The organism is Amycolatopsis japonica (assembly GCF_000732925.1).
In the GTDB taxonomy this organism is placed as follows: Bacteria; Actinomycetota; Actinomycetes; order Mycobacteriales; family Pseudonocardiaceae; genus Amycolatopsis; species Amycolatopsis japonica.
Map to the genome: position 1 here is coordinate 5,118,709 of NZ_CP008953.1, position 19,414 is coordinate 5,138,122.

The window sequence follows — 19,414 nt, forward strand, 5'->3', positions numbered from 1 at the left end:
CCTAGCGACGGGGCTCAGTCCGGCAGGAGCGGCACCCACGGCTCCTCGACCTGGCCCAGATGCACCGCACGCGTGATGGACTTCGCACCGAACCGGTCCCGGACGGTGTCGAGCGTCGAGTCGAGCGCGTCCCTCGGTTTCGCCCCGAACGGCAGGGCGAGCTGGATCGAGTCGTCCTTCGACAGATTCGTGAGCGCGAGCCCGATCAGCGTGAGACCGCGTTCGTCGATCAGCGGTCTCGCCGTCGCGAGCAGGCCCCGCGCCGCCGCGACGATCGCGCCGGTCTGCTCGGTCGCCTCCAAGAGGGTGTGCGAACGCGTCGCCTTGGTGAAATCGGCGAACCGCATCCGCAGCACGACGGTGCGGCACACCCGCTGCGCCGCACGCAGGCGACGGGCGAGCCGATCGGCGAGCGTCAGCAGCGTCGCGTCGAGCTCGGCGGGCGAACGCGGCCTGCTACCGAGCGCGCGCTGCGCCCCGATCGACCGGCGGCGCCGGCCCGTCTGCACGCGGCGCGGGTCGTCGTTGTGGGACAACGCGTGCAGATGGGCGCCGACGCCGCGGCCGAGCATCCGGACGAGTTCCTTCTCCCCGAACCCCTCCATCTGCCCGACCGTCGTCACCCCGCGCTCGCGGAGCTTCTGCGCCGTCACCTTGCCCACTCCCCACAGCCGCTCGACCGGGAGCGGATGCAGGAATTCCAGCTCCTTGTCGTGCGGCACGACGAGCAGGCCGTCGGGTTTCGCGACCCCGCTGGCCACCTTCGCGAGGAACTTCGTCCTGGCGACGCCGACCGTGATCGGCAGCCCGACCTGCTCCAGGACGTCCTTCCGCAGTTTCGCGGCGATCCGGCTCGGCGTGCCCGCGATCTTCAGCAGCCCGCCGACGTCGAGGAAGGCTTCGTCGATCGAAATGCCTTCCACGAGCGGCGTCGTGTTGCCGAAGACCTCGAAGACCGCCTTGCTGGCCTCCGAATACGCGCGCATCCGGGGCGGGACCACGATCGCGGCCGGGCACAGCCGCCGCGCCTGGCCGCCGCCCATCGCCGTGCGCACGCCGTACGCCTTCGCCTCGTAGCTGGCCGCCAGCACGACCCCACCGCCGACGATGACCGGCCGCCCGCGGAGCTTCGGGTCGTCACGCTGCTCGACCGACGCGTAGAACGAGTCCAGGTCGGCGTGCAGGATGGGACCCTCAGTCGTCATAGAACATATGTTCGCATCAAACGGCCCAGTGGCCAAGCCACCTCACCCAGGGGAGGCGAGCGCTCCCGCCAGGGCCGAAGCGAGGAGAGCGACGGTGCGATCGTCGTCTTCGGCCAGGTCACGCAGCACGTCCAGGGCGAGCGCGGGCGGCATCTCGACGAGGGCCTGGGTGAGGCGGATCCGCGCGGCGGGCTCCGCGGTCGCGAGCTCGTCGGTCAACGCGCTCATGATCCGGGCCGCGACGTCGTCGTCCCGTGCCAAGGCGCCGAGGACCTCGGCCGCCTCGACGTCGGTCGTGCCCTCGACCACCATGCGGACGAGCTCCGGCACGGCCGCGCTCTCCCCACGCGACCCCAGCGCCAGCGCGGCGCGGGCGCGGACCGCCGGATCCGGGTCGCCGAGTACGTCCGTCAACGCCGCGGTCGCCTCGTCACCGGGCATCCCGGCGATCGCGAGGACCGCGCGCCGCCGGACGTCGACGTCCGCCGAACGCGCGCCGGACGCCAGGCTCGCCACGCCGTCACCGCCCGCCCTCGCGAGAGCCCACCGCAGAGCCCCGGCGACGTTCGGATCGGCTTCGGTGAGGACCGCCCCGGCCAGCAGTTCGGCGGGTACCTCGGCCGGGGCCAGGGCGGTCTGCTGCCGTCGAGCCGCGTGAGGCGAATTGAGCCCGTGCAACAGCTCGACGATGCGCAGGACCCCCTCCCAGCCCGTCGGTGCCGAACCGTCGACCGCGCGGAGCCGGTCGAGCAGCTCCTGTTCCCGGTTCAGGCGCTCCTCGGTCCGCCGGATGAGATCGCGGACGAGATCGGACGGCTCGAAGGCCGGATCCTCCAAGGCGCGTCCGATCTCGCGCAGCGAGAGGCCGAGGGACCGCAGGCTCTCCACGTGGAAGATCCGGCGGATGTCCTCGTCGGAGTACTCGCGGTAGCCGCCGAAGGTGCGGCCGGTCGGCCGCACCAGCCCGAGGGAGTCGTAATGCCGGAGCATCCGGCTGCTCACCCCCGAGCGGCGCGCCACCTCACCGATCAGCATCAGGCTCCCTCCGGTCCCAGCGCGACGATCCGTTTCGACTCGTCGAAACCGGCGTCCGGGTCGCGCAGGAGCCGCTCCGTGGCGTGGGCGTGCGCCCGCACCGCCAGGTCGGTACTCGCCGAACCCGCCCGCAGGACGGGCTCGATCACGGGTCCGAGCGCGACGAGCGCCCTGCTGAGACTCAGCCGCACCGTCCGGTCGCCCCGCCCGAACTGGTCGGCCAGGTCACGGGCCAGCCGGGCCCGCTCCCCGTCGGGGACGAGGACGACCGCGGCCCGCCACGCGCTCCGGGCGACCTCGTCGTCGGCGTCGTGCAGCAGCGACCGCGTGATCGCGGGCCACGCGGCGCGGTCCCCGATCTTGGACAGCGTGTGCAGGGCCTGACTCCGGGCCTGGGCGACCTCCGAACCGAGCTCGGCCAGGAGCACCGGCACCGTGTTCTCCGCGGGCAGCCGCGTCAGCGCCCAGGTCAGCATGTCCCGGACGTAGAAATCCGGCTCGATCGCGCACCGCGCCACGAGCGGGCCGACGAACCCGACGTCCGGATGCGTCCCGGCCGCCAGCGCCGCCTGGAGCCGCGTCGACGAGCTCTCGGCACCGAGCGCGTCGAGCACGCGCAGGTCCGGTGAAGTCCTCTGTGTCGTGTTGATGGGGATCACCTCCTGCGCTCCAGTGAAGACCTTGTCACGATGTCAAGGTCAAGCCCGGCGCTCCACCGTGTTCAGTCGAACGGGGGTCCGGAGTACGAGACCCGGTGCTTGAACACCTCGCCGTCCCGGATCTCGGCGGAGTACGTCGGCCTGGGCGAGATCGCGCGCCAGGCGTTCAGCACCTCTTCCGACTCCCAGTACTCGAAGATGTTCACCCGGCCCGGTTCGAGCGTGTCCGCCGAGATCACCACGTCGAGGCAGCCGGGATGGGCCCGCGCCTTCTCGACGATCACCTGGTGCCCCTCGACATAGCGGTCCCGCTTCTCCGGGTCGACGTACACCTTTCCCGCCACGATCACCGTCATTTCGAACTCCCTTCGTCCGGTCGGTTCACCCCACCGACGAACGCGGACGACGCGAACCGACACGGGCGCGGAAGAAATCCGTCACCGATCGTCCGCCGGCGAAACACCAGATCGCGATCACCGGGTCGCAGATCGCGCAGCCGAACGACGAATCGTCCAGGAACGGGATGATAGGAGCGCCCTTCAGGTGGTGCACGACGTCCCAAGCCGTGTGCAGCAGCCAGCCGATCCCGATGAACGTCCACGATTCGAGCCCGCGGTACGCCACATAGGCCATCAGTGCGGTGAAGACGAGTTCCCAGATGCCGAGCCCGCCGCCGCTGGCGTAGGCCGCGCCCGCGCCGGCGATCATGACCGCGTTGAAGCGGCGGCGGTGCGGCTCGTGGATCAACGACATCAGGACGACATAGCCGAGGCCGACGAGAATCGGCGCGATGATCATCATGGTTCGACGCTAGAACCGGACGACGCCCGCTCCCAGTGGCGCGAACGACGCCTTCCAACGGGATCTCGCCATCGGGCGGGTACGTTGCGGTTCATGCACACCGTCGCCGTCCTCGCGCTGGACAAGGTGATCCCGTTCGATCTCTCGACGCCGATCGAGGTCTTCACCAGGACCCGGCTCGCGGACGGAAGCGCGGGCTATCGCGTGGTCGTCTGCGCGGAACACCCAGAGGTCGACGCCGGGCACTTCACCCTGCGCGCGCCGCGGGGGCTGGACGCGCTGCGCGAGGCGGACACGATCATCGTCCCCGGCACCGCCGAGCCGACCCGGCCGTTGCCGGAATCCGTCCACGCCGCGCTGAACTCGGCCGCCGCGAGGGGCACGCGGATCGCCTCGATCTGTTCCGGCACGTTCATCCTCGCCGCCGCGGGCCTGCTCGACGGCCTTCGCGCCACGACGCATTGGGTCGCCGCCGAGGCACTGGCCGCGGCGTACCCGGAAGTCGACGTCGACCCGGACGTCCTCTATGTCGACAACGGGCAGATCCTGACGTCCGCGGGCGCCGCCGCGGGCCTGGATCTGTGCCTGCACCTGATCCGGCGGGACCACGGCTCCGCGATCGCGGCCGACGCCGCCCGTCTCTCGGTCATGGCGCTCGAACGCGAGGGCGGCCAGGCGCAGTTCATCGCGTTGCGGCATCCACCCGCTCCCCGTGGCGCGACGCTGGAGCCGACTCTGTTGTGGATGCAGGAAAATCTCGCGCGCGAGCTCACACTGGCCGATATCGCCACGCGCGCCGGGATGAGCACGCGCACGCTGATCCGGCACTTTCGCGAGCAGACCGGGACGACGCCGTTGCAGTGGCTGCACCGGACCCGCGTCCGGCAGGCGCAGCATCTGCTGGAGACCACCGAATACGCCGTCGAGCGGATCGGCGCCGAAGTCGGTTTCGGTTCGCCCACCTCGTTCCGCGACCGGTTCAAGCGCACGACCGGCGTCAGCCCGGGCACCTATCGACGCGCTTTCCGTTAAGCGGCGAGGGTCAGAACGGTGTCCGAAGCCCGCGCCCGGGCTTGGTCGGCGAACCGCCTCCGCGCGACGACGACTCTGAGCCATCGTTCGGAACGTTCGGCGTCCAGATCGGAGGTGGCTCGGGCGAGCACCTCGGCGGCGTGCGCGGCGGACTCGATCTCCGCGGCGGCGCCGAGGTAGTCGCCCGCCTCGATGAGCTTGTAGGCGTGGCGCATCTCGGTCTGCGCGGTCGAGTAGATGGCGTAGGCGGCGAGGTTGTTCGCCAGCGGGCCCAGTGAATGCGACATCGGATTCTCCGTTCCTTCTCTACAGACACGTCGAACGGGCCCACCGCGGTTCGACATGGCGGACTGATTTTTTCCGAGGGTTGCGCAAAGTGGCCGCTTCACGACAGCCTGAAGCGCATGCCAGCCCGAGCGGCGTCGTTCCGCAGTGTCTTCGCGGTCGCCGGATTCCGCCGGATCTGGCTCGCGCATCTGCTCTCGGTCGCCGGCGACCAGCTGGCCAGGGTCGCGCTCACGGTGCTGGTGTTCGACCGGACCTCGTCGGCGGGCTGGGCTTCGGCGGCGTACGCGCTGACCTTCGTGCCCGACCTCCTCGGCGGCGCGCTGGGCGGGGTCGCGGACCGGTTCTCGCGACGCACCGTGATGGTGGTGACCGACGTCGGCCGCGCGGTCCTGATCGCGCTGATGGCGGTGCCCGGCCTCCCGTTGCCCGCCGCGGCCGCGCTGTTGTTCCTCGTCCAGCTCATGGCCGGGCCGTTCCACGCGGCCCGCCAGGCGATGCTGCCGGATCTGCTCGATCCGGACCGGCTGGTCGTCGGCCAGGCGGTCATCTCGTCCACGTATCAGGCCGGGCTCGTGGTGGGCTTCGGCGCGGGCGCCGCCGTCGTCACCGGCCTCGGTGTTCCCGGGGCACTGCTGATCGACGCGGGAACGTTCGCGCTTTCGGCGCTCATGCTGCGCTTCGGGCTCGAACGCTTCCCGCCCTCGGCACCCGCCCATCACGAACGCCCGTCGCTGCTCGAGGGCTGCCGTCTGGTGGCGCGCGACCGCAAGCTGCGCTGGCTGCTGCTCATCGCCTGCTGCTGCGGTTTCTACGTCGTGCCCGAGGGCCTCGCCGTCCCGGTCGCCGCCGAACTGGGCGGCGCGGGCGCGTTGCCGTGGCTGCTGGCCGCGAACCCGGTCGGCTCGGTGCTCGGCGGGATCCTGCTGAGCCGGATCCCGCGTGAGCGGCAGATCCGGGTGCTGGGCGCGCTGACGGTGGCGAGCAGCCTGGTGCTGATCCCGACCGGCTGGGCTCCGGGACTGGTCACGATCGTCGTGCTGTGGACGATCTCGGGGGTGTTCTCCGCGCACGACATGATCACGCAGACGCAGTACAGCCTCGCGGCGCCGCCCGCCCATCGCGGCCAGGTGATCGGGGTCGCGATCGCGGCGCTGCGGGCTGCTCAGGCGGCGGGGATCGCGGCGGCCGGGCTGCTGGCCCAGATCGTCGCGCCGACCACCGTGGTCACCGTCGCGGCGATCGCCGGTGTGGTGGTCGCCTTCGTCGCCGGGGTGGGCTGGTCACGGGCGGTGTCGTCCCGCCGCGGCCCTGAGGAATCCGAAGATCCCATGGGGCCGGTCGGCGGGACGACACCCGTTGGCGAACACGGTTCCTGACACATCACGTCCAGTTGTTGTCCCGACGGGTCGTCCAGTTGTTGTCACGCACTACGTTCACCTCCCTTCGCGAAAGCCGCGCGCTCGTGGGCGAGATCACTCACGTCCAGTTGTTGTCACGCCGAGTGGTCCAGTTGTTGTCCCGCATGTCGTTCACCTCCCTCGAAATAGCGATCTATCCGGCAAAACACTCACCAGTTGTTGTCCTGCATCGGTGCACCTCCCTCGTTTCGGTTGGGCTGTCCGGGGGAATTCGGGGCCACGACTCTCATCGTCCGGACAACGACGGTCGTCGCAGTCCCGGTTCGATTACGGTGTAGATCACCGACGGAAGAGGGTGCGTGGACGGACGACTCGGCGGCGCGCGGCGGCGGCTCAAGGCCTGGCACCTGTGGAGCCTGCCGCGACCTGTGCGTTCCTACGTCCTGGTCGTGAATCTCATCGCAGTCCTCTCGACCGCCGCCACGGCCCGGCTGGTCCCGGTGACCGGTACCGATCTCGTCCGGTTCGGCGTCTTGACGCTGTGCGCGGCCATCGCGATCGAGGGCACCCGGCAGATCGAACGCCAACGGGAGTACGACAGAGCCCCGTCAGTCGCCTACGTCGACACCAAGGCGGTCTGGAGCGTCGCCGCCGTCATCGCGCTGCCTCCGGTGCTCGCCGCCGCGATGGTCGTGGTGACCTACACCATCGCATGGCTGCGGATCTGGCCACACCAACGGCCGGTCCTCCCCCATCGGTGGATCTTCTCCGCCGCGACGGTGCTCTGCGGCACGCAGGCCGCCGTCGTCGTCCTCAGCCTCGGCATGCGTCATTACCCAGGCGCGCCCGACTCCGGTCTGCTCGCCGGGCTGGGCGACCTCGCCGTCATCATCGTGGCCGCGGCCCTGCGCTGGGCGATCAACACCGTGCTGGTGATGGTCGCGATCGCGCTCTCGTCGCCGCCGAAGTCGATCGGCGAACTGTTCTCCGGGTTCGGCGACCAGATCCTCGAGGCGGGCGCGCTCGGCCTCGGCCTCGTGACGGCCGTCGTCCTCGTCCAGGCCAACCCGCTGGTGCTGGTCGGCGTCGTCATCGCGCTGGTCGCGCTGCACCGCGGGCTGCTGCTGACGCAGTACCGGCGTGACGCGCACACCGACGCCACCACCGGTCTCGTCACGAAACGCCGCTGGCGTCAGCTGGCGGAGGAACAGCTGGGCCGCACCCGCGCCGGCCGCAAACTCGGCGTGCTGTTCCTCGACCTCGACAACTTCAAGACGATCAACGACACCTACGGCCATCCCAACGGCGACCTCGTCCTGCGCGCGGTCGGCGACGCCCTGCTCGCCGAGGTCCGCGAACAGGACATCTGCGGGCGGTGGGGCGGCGAGGAGTTCGCGATCGTCATCCCGGACATCCACGGCGAGGAGACGCTGCGCCAGGTGGCCGAACGGATCCGGCACCAGGTGGCGGTGGTCTCGGTCGCCCTGCCCGATCGCGACACCGTGCTGACCGACCTGACGGTGTCGATCGGCGGCGCGTTGTACCCGGCGGCCAACATCACCAGCGTCGACGACCTCCTCGTCGCCACCGACACCGCGCTCTACCGGGCTAAGCAGGGTGGCCGCAACAGGGTCGAACTGGCACCGCCCGCGCAGTAGGATTCGCCGCGTCTGGGGAGGCGCGATGGAGCGATTCGCCCGGGGTCCGGTCGGTCTGGTGGTCGCGATCCAGGTCTTGGTGCTGACACTGGTTTCGGGGCGATACGGCTTCCACCGAGACGAGCTCTACTTCCTCGCCGCGGGGAAACGGCTCGCGTGGGGATATGTCGACCAGCCATCCCTGACGCCCTTGCTCGCGAGGATCTCCACCGACCTCTTCGGCGCCACGCCCGCCGGCCTGCGCGTGGCCGCGACACTCTGCGCCGCCGTGACGGTGGTCCTGCTGGCCTTGGTCACCCGCGAGTTCGGTGGCGGCCGTGGCGCGCAGGTCCTGACCGCCGCGACGACCGCGCTGGCGGCGTTCGTCGTGGTGGACGGGCACATGCTGTCGACGGCCACCGTCGATCTGCTGATCTGGAGCGCGCTGGGCCTGGTGGTCCTGCGCCTGTTCCGCACCGGCGACGGACGGTGGTGGCTCGCGATCGGCGCCGTCGTCGGCATCGGCCTGGAGGCCAAGTGGCTTGTCCTGCTGATGGTCGCGTCGATCGGCCTTTCGGTACTCGCCGTCGGCCCGCGGACCGTGTTCCGCAGCGGCTGGCTCGCCGCCGGGATCCTGCTCGCGCTCGCGCTGGCCGCCCCAGGCCTGATCTGGCAGGCCGCGCACGATTTCCCTTTGCTGACCGTGGCTTCCGGGATCAGCGAGGACGACGGCGCGGAGAACCGGATCCTGTTCGTGCCGATGCAGTTCCTCTATCTGTCGCCCGTGGTCGTGCCGATCTGGATCGCGGGCGGCCTTCGACTCTGGCGTGATCCGGAGCTGCGTTGGGCCCGTTCCCTGGCGCCGGCTTATCCGGTGCTGTGCGTTCTTTTGCTGATATCGGGTGGAAAGCCGTACTACTCGGCGCCGTTTCTGTTGCTGCTCACGGCGGCCGGTGCCGAGCCTTGTCTGCGATCACTGGACCGGGTATCGCGTCGCGTATGGGCGACGGTGTCGGCCGTGCTCGGTGCCGCGGTCTCACTTATCGTCGGACTGCCTCTGCTGCCGGTGTCCGCACTGGCGCCGGTTTTGGTGGTGAACAAGGAACAAGGTGAGCAGGCGGGCTGGCCCGAGCTGGCTTCTTCGGTCACCCGGGTCTGGGAGCAGATCCCGGCTGAGCGGCGGTCGACCGCGGTGATCTTCACGCGGAACTACGGACAGGCGGGAGCTCTGGAGTACTACGGGCTTCCCGGGGTGTACTCGGGGCATATGTCCTATGCGGACTGGGGGCCGCCTCCTGGTACGGCTTCGGGACCCGTGCTCGTGGTGGGGCCGTATCTTCCGACGTGGTTCGTAGGGTGTCGCGAGGCCGCGGTGCACGACAACGGGCTCGGGGTGGAGAACGACGAGCAAGGAGTGCGGATTTCCTTGTGCGATGGGACTTCTCGGCCTTGGGATGTACTTTGGGGCGAGTTGCGGCACTACTACTGAGCCGGAACTGTCGGTGGTCGGTTGTACGTTCTGGGTGTGGACACTCTCAACGCCACTGTGGCGCGTTTGAAGGAAATCACGTCGTCGGAAGTTTTGCGGGAGGTTAATGCTTCGCTGGATACGTTGGGGGACAACGATGCCGTGGATGCCGCCGTCGCTGCTTCGGAAGGCATCGCGCGGCTGGAGGCTGTTCGGTTCCGTGCTTTGGATCGGTTGAGTCGACATCGTGGTGGTGCTGGCAGTGTGGTGCAGGAGGTCGCGTTCGCTCTGTCCGTTGTGGACGGTCATGCCGCTGGTCTGGTCTCTACGGCTGAGGCGTTGACGACTCGTCTGCCGCGTACGTTGGGTTTGTTGGATGCCGGGAAGGTCGGCGGGTACGGGGCGATGAAGGTCGCCGCGGCCACTGCCTGGCTCTCGGACGTCGATGCTCGCGCGGTGGACGCGGTCCTGGAAGATCGGATACCGGACCGGAACTCGGATCAGATCCGGAAGGCGGCCAACCACGCGGCGATGATGGCCGACCGTGACGGCGCCTCTCGCCGTGCCGAGCGGAATCGGAGCGGGCGTCGCCTATCGATCCGGCAGAGCGACACCGGCGTGGCCTCCATCGAAGTCGAAGACGGGCCCGTCGAGAAGGTCGCCGCCGCCTATACGCGGATCGACCGCGAAGCCCGCGCCCTGCGGGCCGACGGGGAGACCCGCACCCTGGACCAGCTACGTGCTGACGTCGCCCTTGATCTCTTGCTGGGTGGCCAGGGCGGGAAGAGCGAACGGGCCGAAGTGTTCCTCTACATGGACCTGAACACCTACCTCGGGCTGAACGATGATCCCGCCGAGATGGCCGGGCATGGCCATATCCCCGCCTCGTTGGCCCGTGAGATCGCCGGCGGGTCGAATACGGTGTTGCGGCGGATCATCACCGACCCGCTCTCGGGGCAGGTTCTCGATCTTGGCCGCGACCGCTACCGGCCCACTGCCGGTCTCGACGAGTTCGTTCGAGTCCGGGATCGCGAGTGCCGAAGACCCGGCTGCCACCGCGTCGCCCAAGCCTGCGACCTCGACCACTCCCTGCCATGGCAACACGGCGGCCACACCGCCGATACCGAGCTGATTGACCTGTGCCGCCGTGATCATCGGTTGAAGGACGAACCTGGCTGGAACTACCGGTTGGGTTCTGATGGGACTCTCACGATCACCACGCCCACCGGGCAGAGCTACGACAGCTCGCCTCCGCCACTGCACGAACCCCGCGGCGAGGAACCACCACCGTTCTGAGCCGTCGCCGGAAAACGGCAACGGCACGGCGTCGCGAACCCGGCCGCCTCCCCACCGAGCCCCATCGGCCCCGTCGCCGAATAGCGACGACAGCACCGAGCGCGCGACCGACACCGGCCAAGTCGCCGAAAATGGCCACGGCGCCGCGAACCCGGATGCGTCCTCTTCCCGAGCCACCCCTGGGAGCGCCCCGCACAACGCAACGGCGCCACCCCGGCAACCATCCGTCGCCGAAAAACGACAGCCCCAAGTGCGCGACCTGCACTCATCGGGTTGCCGATAGTGGCCACGGCACGGGACCACACCTCCCTCCACGCATTCGCCGAAAAACGACCACAGCACCGAGTGCGGCCAAGTTGCCGAAATACGGCAACAGCCTGACCCGAAGTCCCCTCACCGCCGCACCCACATCACCAAAAGCCGCCCAAGCGGAGCGAGCCCCAGCCGTCGCCGAACAACGGCCACTCCCCCGCCAGACCACCCCAACACCCGGCATCAACGCCACACCAACCCCAAGCACCCCCGCCCGCCCCGGTGAAACCGGCGTGAACACCCGGTGACACCTCCCGACCCCTATCGGCGACCCCAGCCGCCAGTTGTCCACTTCATGACGTCATCCGGCCCCACCCCTAGGTGTTCCACGACACTTTTTGGCGGGTTCCTACAATCCCCGGCCCCCGGCATGCGCCACCGGCGACATTCTCGTACCGGCCGGTAAGAGGCAGGCTGTTAGACAGGTATCAGGAGACTGTCCCGCGCGTGATCCAGCGGGACGGCGCCGCTCACTTGGGAGGCTCAGTCGGTGTTCAGTCGTGTCGCCATCGTCAACCGCGGAGAAGCCGCGATGCGGCTCATCCACGCCGTCCGCGAGCTTTCGGCGGAGACCGGACGGCGGATCGAGACCGTCGCGCTCTTCACGGACGCGGACCGGTCGGCGACGTTCGTGCGGGAAGCCGACATCAGCTACAACCTCGGGCCCGCGTCGGCGCGCCCCTATCTCGATTTCGCCGTGCTGGAGCGGGCCCTGACCGAGACCGGGGCCGACGCGGCCTGGGTCGGCTGGGGTTTCGTGGCCGAGGATCCGGCCTTCGCGGAGCTGTGTGAGCGGCTGGGCGTCACCTTCATCGGTCCGAGCGCGGACGCGATGCGCAAACTCGGCGACAAGATCGGCGCGAAGCTGATCGCCGAAGAGGTCGGCGTGCCCGTCGCTCCCTGGAGCCGCGGCGCGGTCGCGGATCTCGACGCCGCCATCAAGGCCGCCGCCGAGATCGGTTATCCGCTGATGCTCAAGGCGACCGCCGGCGGCGGCGGTCGCGGTATCCGCGTCATCACCTCCGCCGACGAGCTCAAGGACGCCTACGAGCGCACCAGCCTGGAGGCCGAGCGCGCCTTCGGCAGCGGCGTCGTCTTCCTGGAGCGCCTGGTCACCGGCGCCCGGCACGTCGAGGTCCAGGTCATCGCCGACGGCCAGGGCACCGCGTGGGCGCTCGGCGTCCGCGACTGTTCGGTGCAGCGCCGCAACCAGAAGATCATCGAGGAGTCCGCCTCCCCGGTCCTGAGCCCCGAGCAGGCCGACGAACTCAAGCGGTCCGCCGAGCGGCTCGCGCTCGCGGTCGAGTACCGCGGCGCCGGAACGGTCGAGTTCCTCTACCACCCCGGCGACAAGCTGTTCGCGTTCCTCGAGGTGAACACCCGCCTGCAGGTCGAGCACCCGATCACCGAGCTGACCACCGGCATGGACCTGGTCAAGGCCCAGCTGCACGTCGCTTCCGGCGGCAAGCTCGACGGCGTCCAGCCCGCCGAGTTCGGTCACGCCGTCGAGGCGCGGCTCAACGCCGAGGACCCGGACCGCGACTTCGCGCCGTCCCCGGGCCGCATCGCCCGTCTGGACCTGCCCGCCGGCCCCGGTATCCGCGTCGACACCGGGGTCAGCGAAGGCGACACCATCCCGGCAGACTTCGACTCGATGATCGCGAAGATCATCGCCTACGGCCGCGACCGTGACGAGGCGCTCGGCCGTCTGCGCCGCGCGATGGCGCAGACCACGGTCATCATCGAGGGCGGCGCGACCAACAAGAGCTTCGTCCTCGACCTGCTCGACCAGCCCGAGGTGATCGACGGCAGCGCCGACACCGGCTGGATCGACCGCGTCCGCGGTGAAGGCAAGCTGGTCACCCACCGCCATTCGGCGATCGCGCTCGCGGCCGCCGCGATCGAGGCCTACGAGGACGAGGAAGCCGTCGAGCGTCAGCGGCTCCTGTCCACCGCGCACGGCGGCCGTCCGCAGGTCCAGCACGAGAGCGGCCGACCGCTCGACCTGAAGCTGCGCGGCGCCGCGTACCGCGTGAGCGTCGCCAGGATCGGCCACCGCCGGTTCCGCGTCGGTGTGTCGGCGGGCGGCGGCGACATCCACCCCGCCGACGTCGAGGTAGACCGGTTCGACGAGCACACCGGCCAGATCACCGTCAACGGCACCCGGTTCCGCCTGGTCACCGGCACCCACGGCCCGATCCACCTGGTCGAGGTCGACGGCATCACCCACCGCATCAGCCGGGACGAGGGCGGCGTCGTCCGCTCCCCCGCGCCCGCGCTCGTCGTCGCGACCCCGCTGGAGGTCGGCGCCGAGGTCGAGGCAGGCGCACCCGTGCTGGTGCTGGAAAGCATGAAGATGGAGACGGTGCTCCGCGCGCCGTTCCGCGCGAAGCTGCGTGAGTGCGTCGTCTCGGTCGGCAGCCAGGTCGAGACCGGCGCTCCCCTGCTGCGGCTCGAACCGGTGGCGGAGGAAGGCGAAGAGGTCGCCGAGGACACCGGCAGCGTCGAGATCGAGCTCCCCGCGGAGCCGGACGGCACGTCTGCGGTCCAGCGGATCACGCGGGGACAACAGGATCTGCGCAGTCTCCTGCTCGGTTTCGACGTCGACCCGCACGACGAGCGCCGCACGCTCAGCGCGTACCTGGCCGCTCGCGCCGAACTCGAGGGCAACGGCGACCGCCCGTTGGAGGGCGAGGTCGAACTGCTGACCGTGTTCGCCGACCTGTCCGAGCTGATGCGCAACAAGCCGATGCGCGAGGATGCCAAGGCGGACACCCGGGTGCACAGCGCCCGCGAGTTCTTCCACACCTACCTGCAGAGCCTCGACGTCGAACGCGCCGGGCTGTCGGAGTCGTTCCAGAACAAGCTCAAGAAGGTGCTGGCGCATTACGGCATCAAGGATCTGGAGCGCACGCCGGAGCTGGAGGAAGCGGTCTTCCGCATCTTCCTCGCCCAGCAGCGCACCTCGTCCGACGTCGCGATCGTCACCGCGCTGCTGCGGCAGTGGCTCACCGAGCCGCAGCCGTTCGAGTCGATGCGCGAGCCGGCGGGCAAGGCGCTGGAGCAGCTCATCGCCGCCACCCAGCTCCGCTTCCCGGTCGTCGGCGACCTGGCCCGCAGCGTCGTGTTCCGCTGGTTCGCCCAGCCGCTGCTGCGCCGCACCCGCGCCGAGGCGTACAGCGAGGTCCGCAAACACCTGCGGCACCTCGACCTGAACCCGGATTCGCCGGACCGCGCCGAGCGGATCGCGAGCATGCTGGCCAGCGCCCAGCCGCTGGTCCGCCTGCTCGGGCAGCGGATCGGCCGCCCCGGCACCGATCACAGCCCGCTGCTGGAGGTGCTGAGCCGCCGCTACTACGGCAACCGCGCACTCTCCGACGTCCAGCAGGTGACCGTCGGCGGATGCACCTTCGTCACCGGTGACTACGCCGACGCCAACGAGCGGTTCCACATGGTCACCACCGCCGTCGACCGCGCCGGGCTGCCCGGGGCGATCAAGGCGGTCGCCGATCTCGCCGCCCAGCTGCCCGCCGACACCGACGTCGAGGCGGACCTCTACCTGACGTGGGACGACGAGTCGGCCGACGACGACGCGATGGCCGCGGGGCTGCGCGAGGTCCTCACCTCCGGGGCGTTGCCGAGCCGGATCCGGCGCATCACCACCACGGTCGCCGGGCACGGCGGCGCGGTGATGCACCACCACTTCACCTTCCGCCCGTCCTCGACCGGGTTCAGCGAGGAGCGGCTGATCCGCGGTCTGCACCCGCTGATCGCCCAGCGGATGCAGTTGCAGCGGCTGGCGAACTTCGACCTCACGCGACTACCGTCGGGTGACGAGGACGTCTACCTGTTCAAATGCGTCTCACCGATGAACCCGTCGGATCAGCGGCTGGTCGCGCTCGCCCAGGTCCGCGACCTGACCCCGTTGCGGGACAACGACGGCAAGCTGCTGGCCCTGCCCGCGGTCGAAGGCACGCTGGCGGGCTGCCTCGACGCGATCCGCGAGGTGCAGGCGAAGCTTCCGCCGAAGAAGCGCTTCGACACCAACCGGATCATGCTGTACGTCTGGCCGACCAGTGAGCTCACCGGCGAAGAGCTCGACACGGTCGCCCAGCGCGTGCAGCCGTCGACGGCGGGCGCGGGTCTCGAAGAGGTCCAGTTCCTCGGCAGGCAGCGCGATCGCGCGACCGGCGAGGTCAAAGAGGTCGCCGTGCGCATCGGCTACGACGTGAGCGGCGGCGTGCAGATGTCGCTGTCCGAGCCCACCACCGAGCCGATCCTCCCGCTCGACGACTACCGCCAGAACGTGCTGCGCGCCCGTCGCCGCGACACCGTGTACCCGTACGAGCTGACCGAGATGCTCGGTTCGTTCACCGAGTACGACATGGACGACACGAACACCCTCGTCCCGGTCGACCGGAAGAAGGGCCGCAACAAGGCGGCGATCGTCGCCGGTGTGGTCACCACGCCGACCGAGCGCCACCCCGAGGGCGTCAAACGCGTGGTGCTGCTGGGCGACCCGACGAAGGCGCTCGGCGCGCTGTCGGAGCCGGAGTGCTCGCGGGTGATCGCGGCGCTGGACCTCGCCGAGCGGCTGCGGGTCCCGCTGGAGTGGTACGCGCTCTCGGCTGGCGCCCGGATCTCGATGGAGTCCGGTACCGAGAACATGGACTGGGTCGCGGCCGCGCTCAAGCGGATCGTGCACTTCACCCAGGACGGCGGCGAGATCAACATCGTGGTCGCCGGGATCAACGTCGGCGCCCAGCCGTACTGGAACGCCGAAGCGACGATGCTCATGCACACCAAGGGAATCCTGGTGATGACGCCGGATTCCGCGATGGTGCTGACCGGTAAGCAGTCCCTCGACTTCTCCGGTGGCGTCTCGGCCGAGGACAACTTCGGCATCGGCGGCTACGACCGTGTCATGGGCCCGAACGGCCAGGCGCAGTACTGGGCGCCGAACCTCGCCGCGGCGCGCGACGTGCTGATGTCGCATTACGACCACACCTACGTGGCACCGGACGAGTCCGGTCCGCGCAAGGCGGTCACGAACGACCCGATCGACCGGGACATCTCGTCGTTCCCGCACGCGGCCGTCGACAGCGACTTCACCACGGTCGGCCAGATCTTCTCGCGGGAGGCCAACCCGGACCGCAAGAAGCCGTTCGACATCCGCACCGTGATGCGCGCGCTGTCGGATCAGGACCACCCGGTGCTGGAGCGCTGGCCGGGTATGGCCGACGCGGAGACCGCGGCCGTGCAGGACGTGCATCTCGGCGGACGGCCGGTGTGCCTGCTCGGTATCGAGTCGCGTTCGGTGCCGCGCCGCGGCTTCCCGCCCACCGACGGCCCGGACACCTACACCGCGGGCACGCTGTTCCCGCGGTCGTCGAAGAAGGCGGCGCGGGCGATCAACGCGGCCAGCGGCAACCGGCCGCTGGTGGTGCTCGCGAACCTGTCCGGCTTCGACGGTTCGCCGGAGTCGATGCGGAAGCTTCAGCTGGAGTACGGCGCGGAGATCGGCCGGGCGATCGTCAACTTCGAGGGCCCGATCGTGTTCACCGTGATCTCGCGGTACCACGGCGGCGCGTTCGTCGTCTTCTCGAAGGCGCTGAACCCGAACATGACGGTGCTGGCGCTGGAAGGCTCGTTCGCCTCCGTGCTCGGCGGGGCGCCCGCCGCGGCGGTCGTGTTCGCCGGTGAGGTCAACGCTCGGACCGCGGCGGATCAGCGGGTGCGGTCGCTCACCGAGAAGCTCAGCGGCGCGGTGGGTGCCGAACGTGCCGCGCTGGCCGCGGAGCTGGCCGAGGTCCAGTCGTCGGTGCGGGCCGAAAAGCTGGGCGCGGTCGCGTCCGAGTTCGACGGCGTGCACAGTATCGAGCGCGCGGTGAAGGTCGGTTCGGTGGACGCGATCATCAGCGCCGCCGAGATGCGGCCGCGTATCATCGAAGCGATCGAAGCGGGCCTGGCGAAGCAGTAGCCGTCCCCTTCACGAGTGCCATGAAAGGTCCTTTCCTTGCAAATTTTGCAAGGAAAGGACCTTTCATGGCATCGGATGGCTAGTCGGCGGGCGGCTGATCCCCGAAATCCTCCGGCGCGATCTTGTCCAGCGCCGCCCGGAACTCCTCGACCTCCCGTTCCTGCGCGACGGGGTCGGACGGCACCGACGGCAGTTCGGCGTCCGGCCCGGCCCCCACGATCTCGACCCGCACCGAAGCGACCTCCAGCACCGCGTCCGCCACCTCGATCCCGACCCCGGCCCGCAAACCGATCGCGACCGCGTCGCTCGGCCGGGCCGAAACGCGGATCCCGGAATCGAGTACGAGATCGGCGAAGAAGATGCCGTCCCGCAACGCGGTGACCTGGACTCCGGTGACCCGGTGCCCGAACGACTCGACCACCTGGCCGATCAGCTCGATCGTGCCGGGACGGGGCCGGATCCGTTCCTGCGCGAGCGCCACCGCGCTGGCCTCCGGGCCGCCGATCGTGATCGCCAGCCAGCGGCGTTCGCCCTCCCGTTCCCGCAGCAGCATCACCGGTGCCGCTTCCGGGGCCAGGACTGCCATCCCCTCGACGTCCATCGAAATCATGCGCGGTACCTCATTCCCTGGGTCGGCTCACCTTTCCCTCGGCGCGCAGCCGGGGAACCATGTGCGGGTAGTGGAGTTCGAACGCCGGCCGTTCCGACCGGATCCTCGGCAGATCGAAGAAGTTGTGCCGGGGCGGCGGACAGGTCGTCGCCCACTCCAGGGAGTTCCCGTGTCCCCACGGGTCGTCGACTTCGACGACCTCCCCGAACCGGTAACTGCGGACGACGTTCCAGAGGAACGGCAGCACCGACGCGCCCAGCAGGAACGCGCCGATCGTGGAAATGGTGTGCAACAGGGTGAAACCGTCCGTGCTCAGGTAGTCGGCGTAGCGGCGCGGCATTCCTTCGTTGCCGAGCCAGTGCTGGACGAGGAACGTCATGTGGAAGCCGATGAACGTGGTCCAGAAATGGAGCTTCGCGAGCCGCTCGTCGAGCATCCGCCCGGTCATCTTGGGGAACCAGAAGTAGATCCCGGCGAAGGTGGCGAACACGATGGTGCCGAACAGCACGTAATGGAAATGCGCCACCACGAAATACGTGTCGTGGATGTGGAAGTCCAGCGGTGGCGCGGCGAGGATGATCCCGGTCAGCCCGCCGAGCAGGAACGTCACCATGAACCCGATCGACCACAGCATCGGCGACTCGAAGGTGAGCTGCCCCTTCCACATGGTGCCGATCCAGTTGAAGAACTTGATCCCGGTCGGCACCGCGATCAGGAAGGTCATGATGGAGAAGAACGGCAGCAGCACCGCGCCGGTGGCGAACATGTGGTGCGCCCACACGGCGAACGACAGCGCGGTGATCGCGATCGTCGCGAACACCATGAGTTTGTAGCCGAACAACGGTTTCCGGCTGAACACCGGCACGATCTCGGTGATGATGCCGAAATACGGCAACGCGACGATGTACACCTCGGGATGCCCGAAGAACCAGAACAGGTGCTGGAACAGGATCGCCCCGCCGTTGGCCGGATCGAAGACGTGCGCGCCGAGCCGCCGGTCCGCCTCCAGCCCGAACAGCGCCGCGGTGAGGATCGGGAAGACGGCAAGGATCAGGATCGTGGTGAACACGATGTTCCAGGTGAACAGCGGCAGCCGCCACATGGTCATCCCGGGCGCGCGCAGGCAGAGGATCGTGGTGACCATGTTGACCGCGCCGAGGATCGTCCCGAGCCCGGACACGATCAGGCCCATGATCACCAGATCGGCGCCCACTCCCGGCGTGTGCGCGGCGTTGGACAGCGGCGTGTACATCGTCCACCCGAAGTCGGGCGCGCCGCTCGGCGTCAGGAACGAGCTGAGCACCATCAGCCCACCGAAGAGGTAGAGCCAGTACGAGAACGCGTTCAGCCGCGGGAAGGCGACGTCCGGCGACCCGATCTGCAGCGGGAGAATGTAGTTGGCGAAGGCGAAGAGATTCGGCGTCGCGTACAGCAGCAGCATGATCAGGCCGTGCATGGTGAACAGCTGGTTGTACTGCTCCTGCGACAGGAACTGCATCCCCGGCCTGCCCAACTCGCCGCGCATCAGCAGCGCCATGAAGCCGCCGATGAGGAAGAACGCGAACGAGGTGCTCAGGTAGAGCACGCCGATCGTCTTGTGGTCGGTGGTGCGGACGACGCCGAGGAACACACTCCCCTTGGGGGCACGGATCCGCCCGCCGAAGCGGACGGCCTCCGGGCGCGGAGAGGGCTTCACGGCGGTCATGGCGACTCCCAGCACGAGGACACACCTT

The 19,414-nt window shown here is 69.3% G+C and carries 14 protein-coding genes; 6 read left to right on the top strand and 8 right to left on the bottom strand.

From position 1 onward, the window contains the following. Window positions 1-14: 14 nt before the first annotated feature. The 5 genes from dinB to AJAP_RS23620 all read right to left on the bottom strand — a co-directional run bounded on the left by dinB (window position 15) and on the right by AJAP_RS23620 (window position 3,700). Complete coding sequence (gene dinB, locus AJAP_RS23600) at window positions 15-1,205, bottom strand: DNA polymerase IV (RefSeq protein WP_038515294.1); 1,191 nt, start codon at window positions 1,203-1,205, stop codon at window positions 15-17. A gap of 42 nt (window positions 1,206-1,247) precedes the next feature. After that, window positions 1,248-2,240, bottom strand: coding sequence for a HEAT repeat domain-containing protein (locus AJAP_RS23605; RefSeq protein WP_038515295.1), 993 nt, complete (start codon window positions 2,238-2,240; stop codon window positions 1,248-1,250). Further along, window positions 2,240-2,899: a HEAT repeat domain-containing protein gene (locus tag AJAP_RS23610; protein ID WP_038515296.1), complete on the bottom strand. Its 660-nt coding sequence runs from the start codon at window positions 2,897-2,899 to the stop codon at window positions 2,240-2,242. The genes AJAP_RS23605 and AJAP_RS23610 overlap by 1 nt, the downstream gene beginning before the upstream one ends. A gap of 62 nt (window positions 2,900-2,961) precedes the next feature. After that, window positions 2,962-3,255, bottom strand: coding sequence for a putative quinol monooxygenase (locus tag AJAP_RS23615; RefSeq protein ID WP_038515297.1), 294 nt, complete (start codon window positions 3,253-3,255; stop codon window positions 2,962-2,964). A 25-nt stretch (window positions 3,256-3,280) separates the two neighbouring features. Further along, window positions 3,281-3,700, bottom strand: a complete 420-nt coding sequence (locus AJAP_RS23620) for a DUF6010 family protein (protein ID WP_037344213.1) — start codon at window positions 3,698-3,700, stop codon at window positions 3,281-3,283. A gap of 93 nt (window positions 3,701-3,793) precedes the next feature. On the opposite strand from AJAP_RS23620, the gene AJAP_RS23625 reads away from it, so the two are divergent. Beyond that, entirely contained in the window at window positions 3,794-4,732 is a 939-nt protein-coding gene (locus AJAP_RS23625; protein ID WP_038515298.1) for a GlxA family transcriptional regulator, read from the top strand. Here AJAP_RS23625 and AJAP_RS23630 read toward each other — a convergent pair. Beyond that, window positions 4,729-5,019 carry a hypothetical protein gene (locus AJAP_RS23630; protein ID WP_038515299.1) on the bottom strand — a complete coding sequence of 97 codons (291 nt, stop codon included), beginning with the start codon at window positions 5,017-5,019 and terminating at the stop codon, window positions 4,729-4,731. The genes AJAP_RS23625 and AJAP_RS23630 overlap by 4 nt on opposite strands. A 117-nt stretch (window positions 5,020-5,136) precedes the next feature. On the opposite strand from AJAP_RS23630, the gene AJAP_RS23635 reads away from it, so the two are divergent. The 5 genes from AJAP_RS23635 (at window position 5,137) to AJAP_RS23655 (ending at window position 17,071) form a co-directional block, all read left to right on the top strand. Continuing rightward, a complete protein-coding gene (locus tag AJAP_RS23635) occupies window positions 5,137-6,396 on the top strand; it encodes an MFS transporter (protein WP_038515300.1) in 1,260 nt (419 codons plus the stop codon). A gap of 341 nt (window positions 6,397-6,737) precedes the next feature. Next, window positions 6,738-8,036, top strand: a complete 1,299-nt coding sequence (locus AJAP_RS23640) for a GGDEF domain-containing protein (RefSeq protein ID WP_378414624.1) — start codon at window positions 6,738-6,740, stop codon at window positions 8,034-8,036. Between the two features lie 25 nt (window positions 8,037-8,061). After that, window positions 8,062-9,504, top strand: a complete 1,443-nt coding sequence (locus AJAP_RS23645; protein ID WP_038515301.1) for an ArnT family glycosyltransferase — start codon at window positions 8,062-8,064, stop codon at window positions 9,502-9,504. Window positions 9,505-9,540: 36 nt separating this feature from the next. Further along, window positions 9,541-10,779, top strand: a complete 1,239-nt coding sequence (locus AJAP_RS23650) for an HNH endonuclease signature motif containing protein (RefSeq protein WP_228694571.1) — start codon at window positions 9,541-9,543, stop codon at window positions 10,777-10,779. A gap of 802 nt (window positions 10,780-11,581) precedes the next feature. Next, window positions 11,582-17,071 carry an ATP-binding protein gene (locus tag AJAP_RS23655; protein WP_038515302.1) on the top strand — a complete coding sequence of 1,830 codons (5,490 nt, stop codon included), beginning with the start codon at window positions 11,582-11,584 and terminating at the stop codon, window positions 17,069-17,071. 79 nt (window positions 17,072-17,150) lie between these two features. Here AJAP_RS23655 and AJAP_RS23660 read toward each other — a convergent pair whose 3' ends face one another. Then, window positions 17,151-17,681 carry a bifunctional nuclease family protein gene (locus AJAP_RS23660; RefSeq protein WP_038515303.1) on the bottom strand — a complete coding sequence of 177 codons (531 nt, stop codon included), beginning with the start codon at window positions 17,679-17,681 and terminating at the stop codon, window positions 17,151-17,153. 10 nt (window positions 17,682-17,691) lie between these two features. Then, a complete protein-coding gene (gene ctaD, locus AJAP_RS23665; RefSeq protein ID WP_084098712.1) occupies window positions 17,692-19,386 on the bottom strand; it encodes an aa3-type cytochrome oxidase subunit I in 1,695 nt (564 codons plus the stop codon). Between the last annotated feature and the right edge of the window lie 28 nt (window positions 19,387-19,414).

Excerpts from the sequence above, each read along its gene's own strand:
- dinB (WP_038515294.1), bottom strand. The coding sequence starts at position 1,205 with ATGACGACTGAGGGTCCCATCCTGCACGCCGACCTGGACTCGTTCTAC.
- AJAP_RS23605 (WP_038515295.1), bottom strand. The coding sequence starts at position 2,240 with ATGCTGATCGGTGAGGTGGCGCGCCGCTCGGGGGTGAGCAGCCGGATG.
- AJAP_RS23615 (WP_038515297.1), bottom strand. The coding sequence starts at position 3,255 with ATGACGGTGATCGTGGCGGGAAAGGTGTACGTCGACCCGGAGAAGCGG.
- AJAP_RS23620 (WP_037344213.1), bottom strand. The coding sequence starts at position 3,700 with ATGATGATCATCGCGCCGATTCTCGTCGGCCTCGGCTATGTCGTCCTG.
- AJAP_RS23625 (WP_038515298.1), top strand. The coding sequence starts at position 3,794 with ATGCACACCGTCGCCGTCCTCGCGCTGGACAAGGTGATCCCGTTCGAT.
- AJAP_RS23630 (WP_038515299.1), bottom strand. The coding sequence starts at position 5,019 with ATGTCGCATTCACTGGGCCCGCTGGCGAACAACCTCGCCGCCTACGCC.
- AJAP_RS23635 (WP_038515300.1), top strand. The coding sequence starts at position 5,137 with ATGCCAGCCCGAGCGGCGTCGTTCCGCAGTGTCTTCGCGGTCGCCGGA.
- AJAP_RS23645 (WP_038515301.1), top strand. The coding sequence starts at position 8,062 with ATGGAGCGATTCGCCCGGGGTCCGGTCGGTCTGGTGGTCGCGATCCAG.
- AJAP_RS23660 (WP_038515303.1), bottom strand. The coding sequence starts at position 17,681 with ATGATTTCGATGGACGTCGAGGGGATGGCAGTCCTGGCCCCGGAAGCG.
- ctaD (WP_084098712.1), bottom strand. The coding sequence starts at position 19,386 with ATGACCGCCGTGAAGCCCTCTCCGCGCCCGGAGGCCGTCCGCTTCGGC.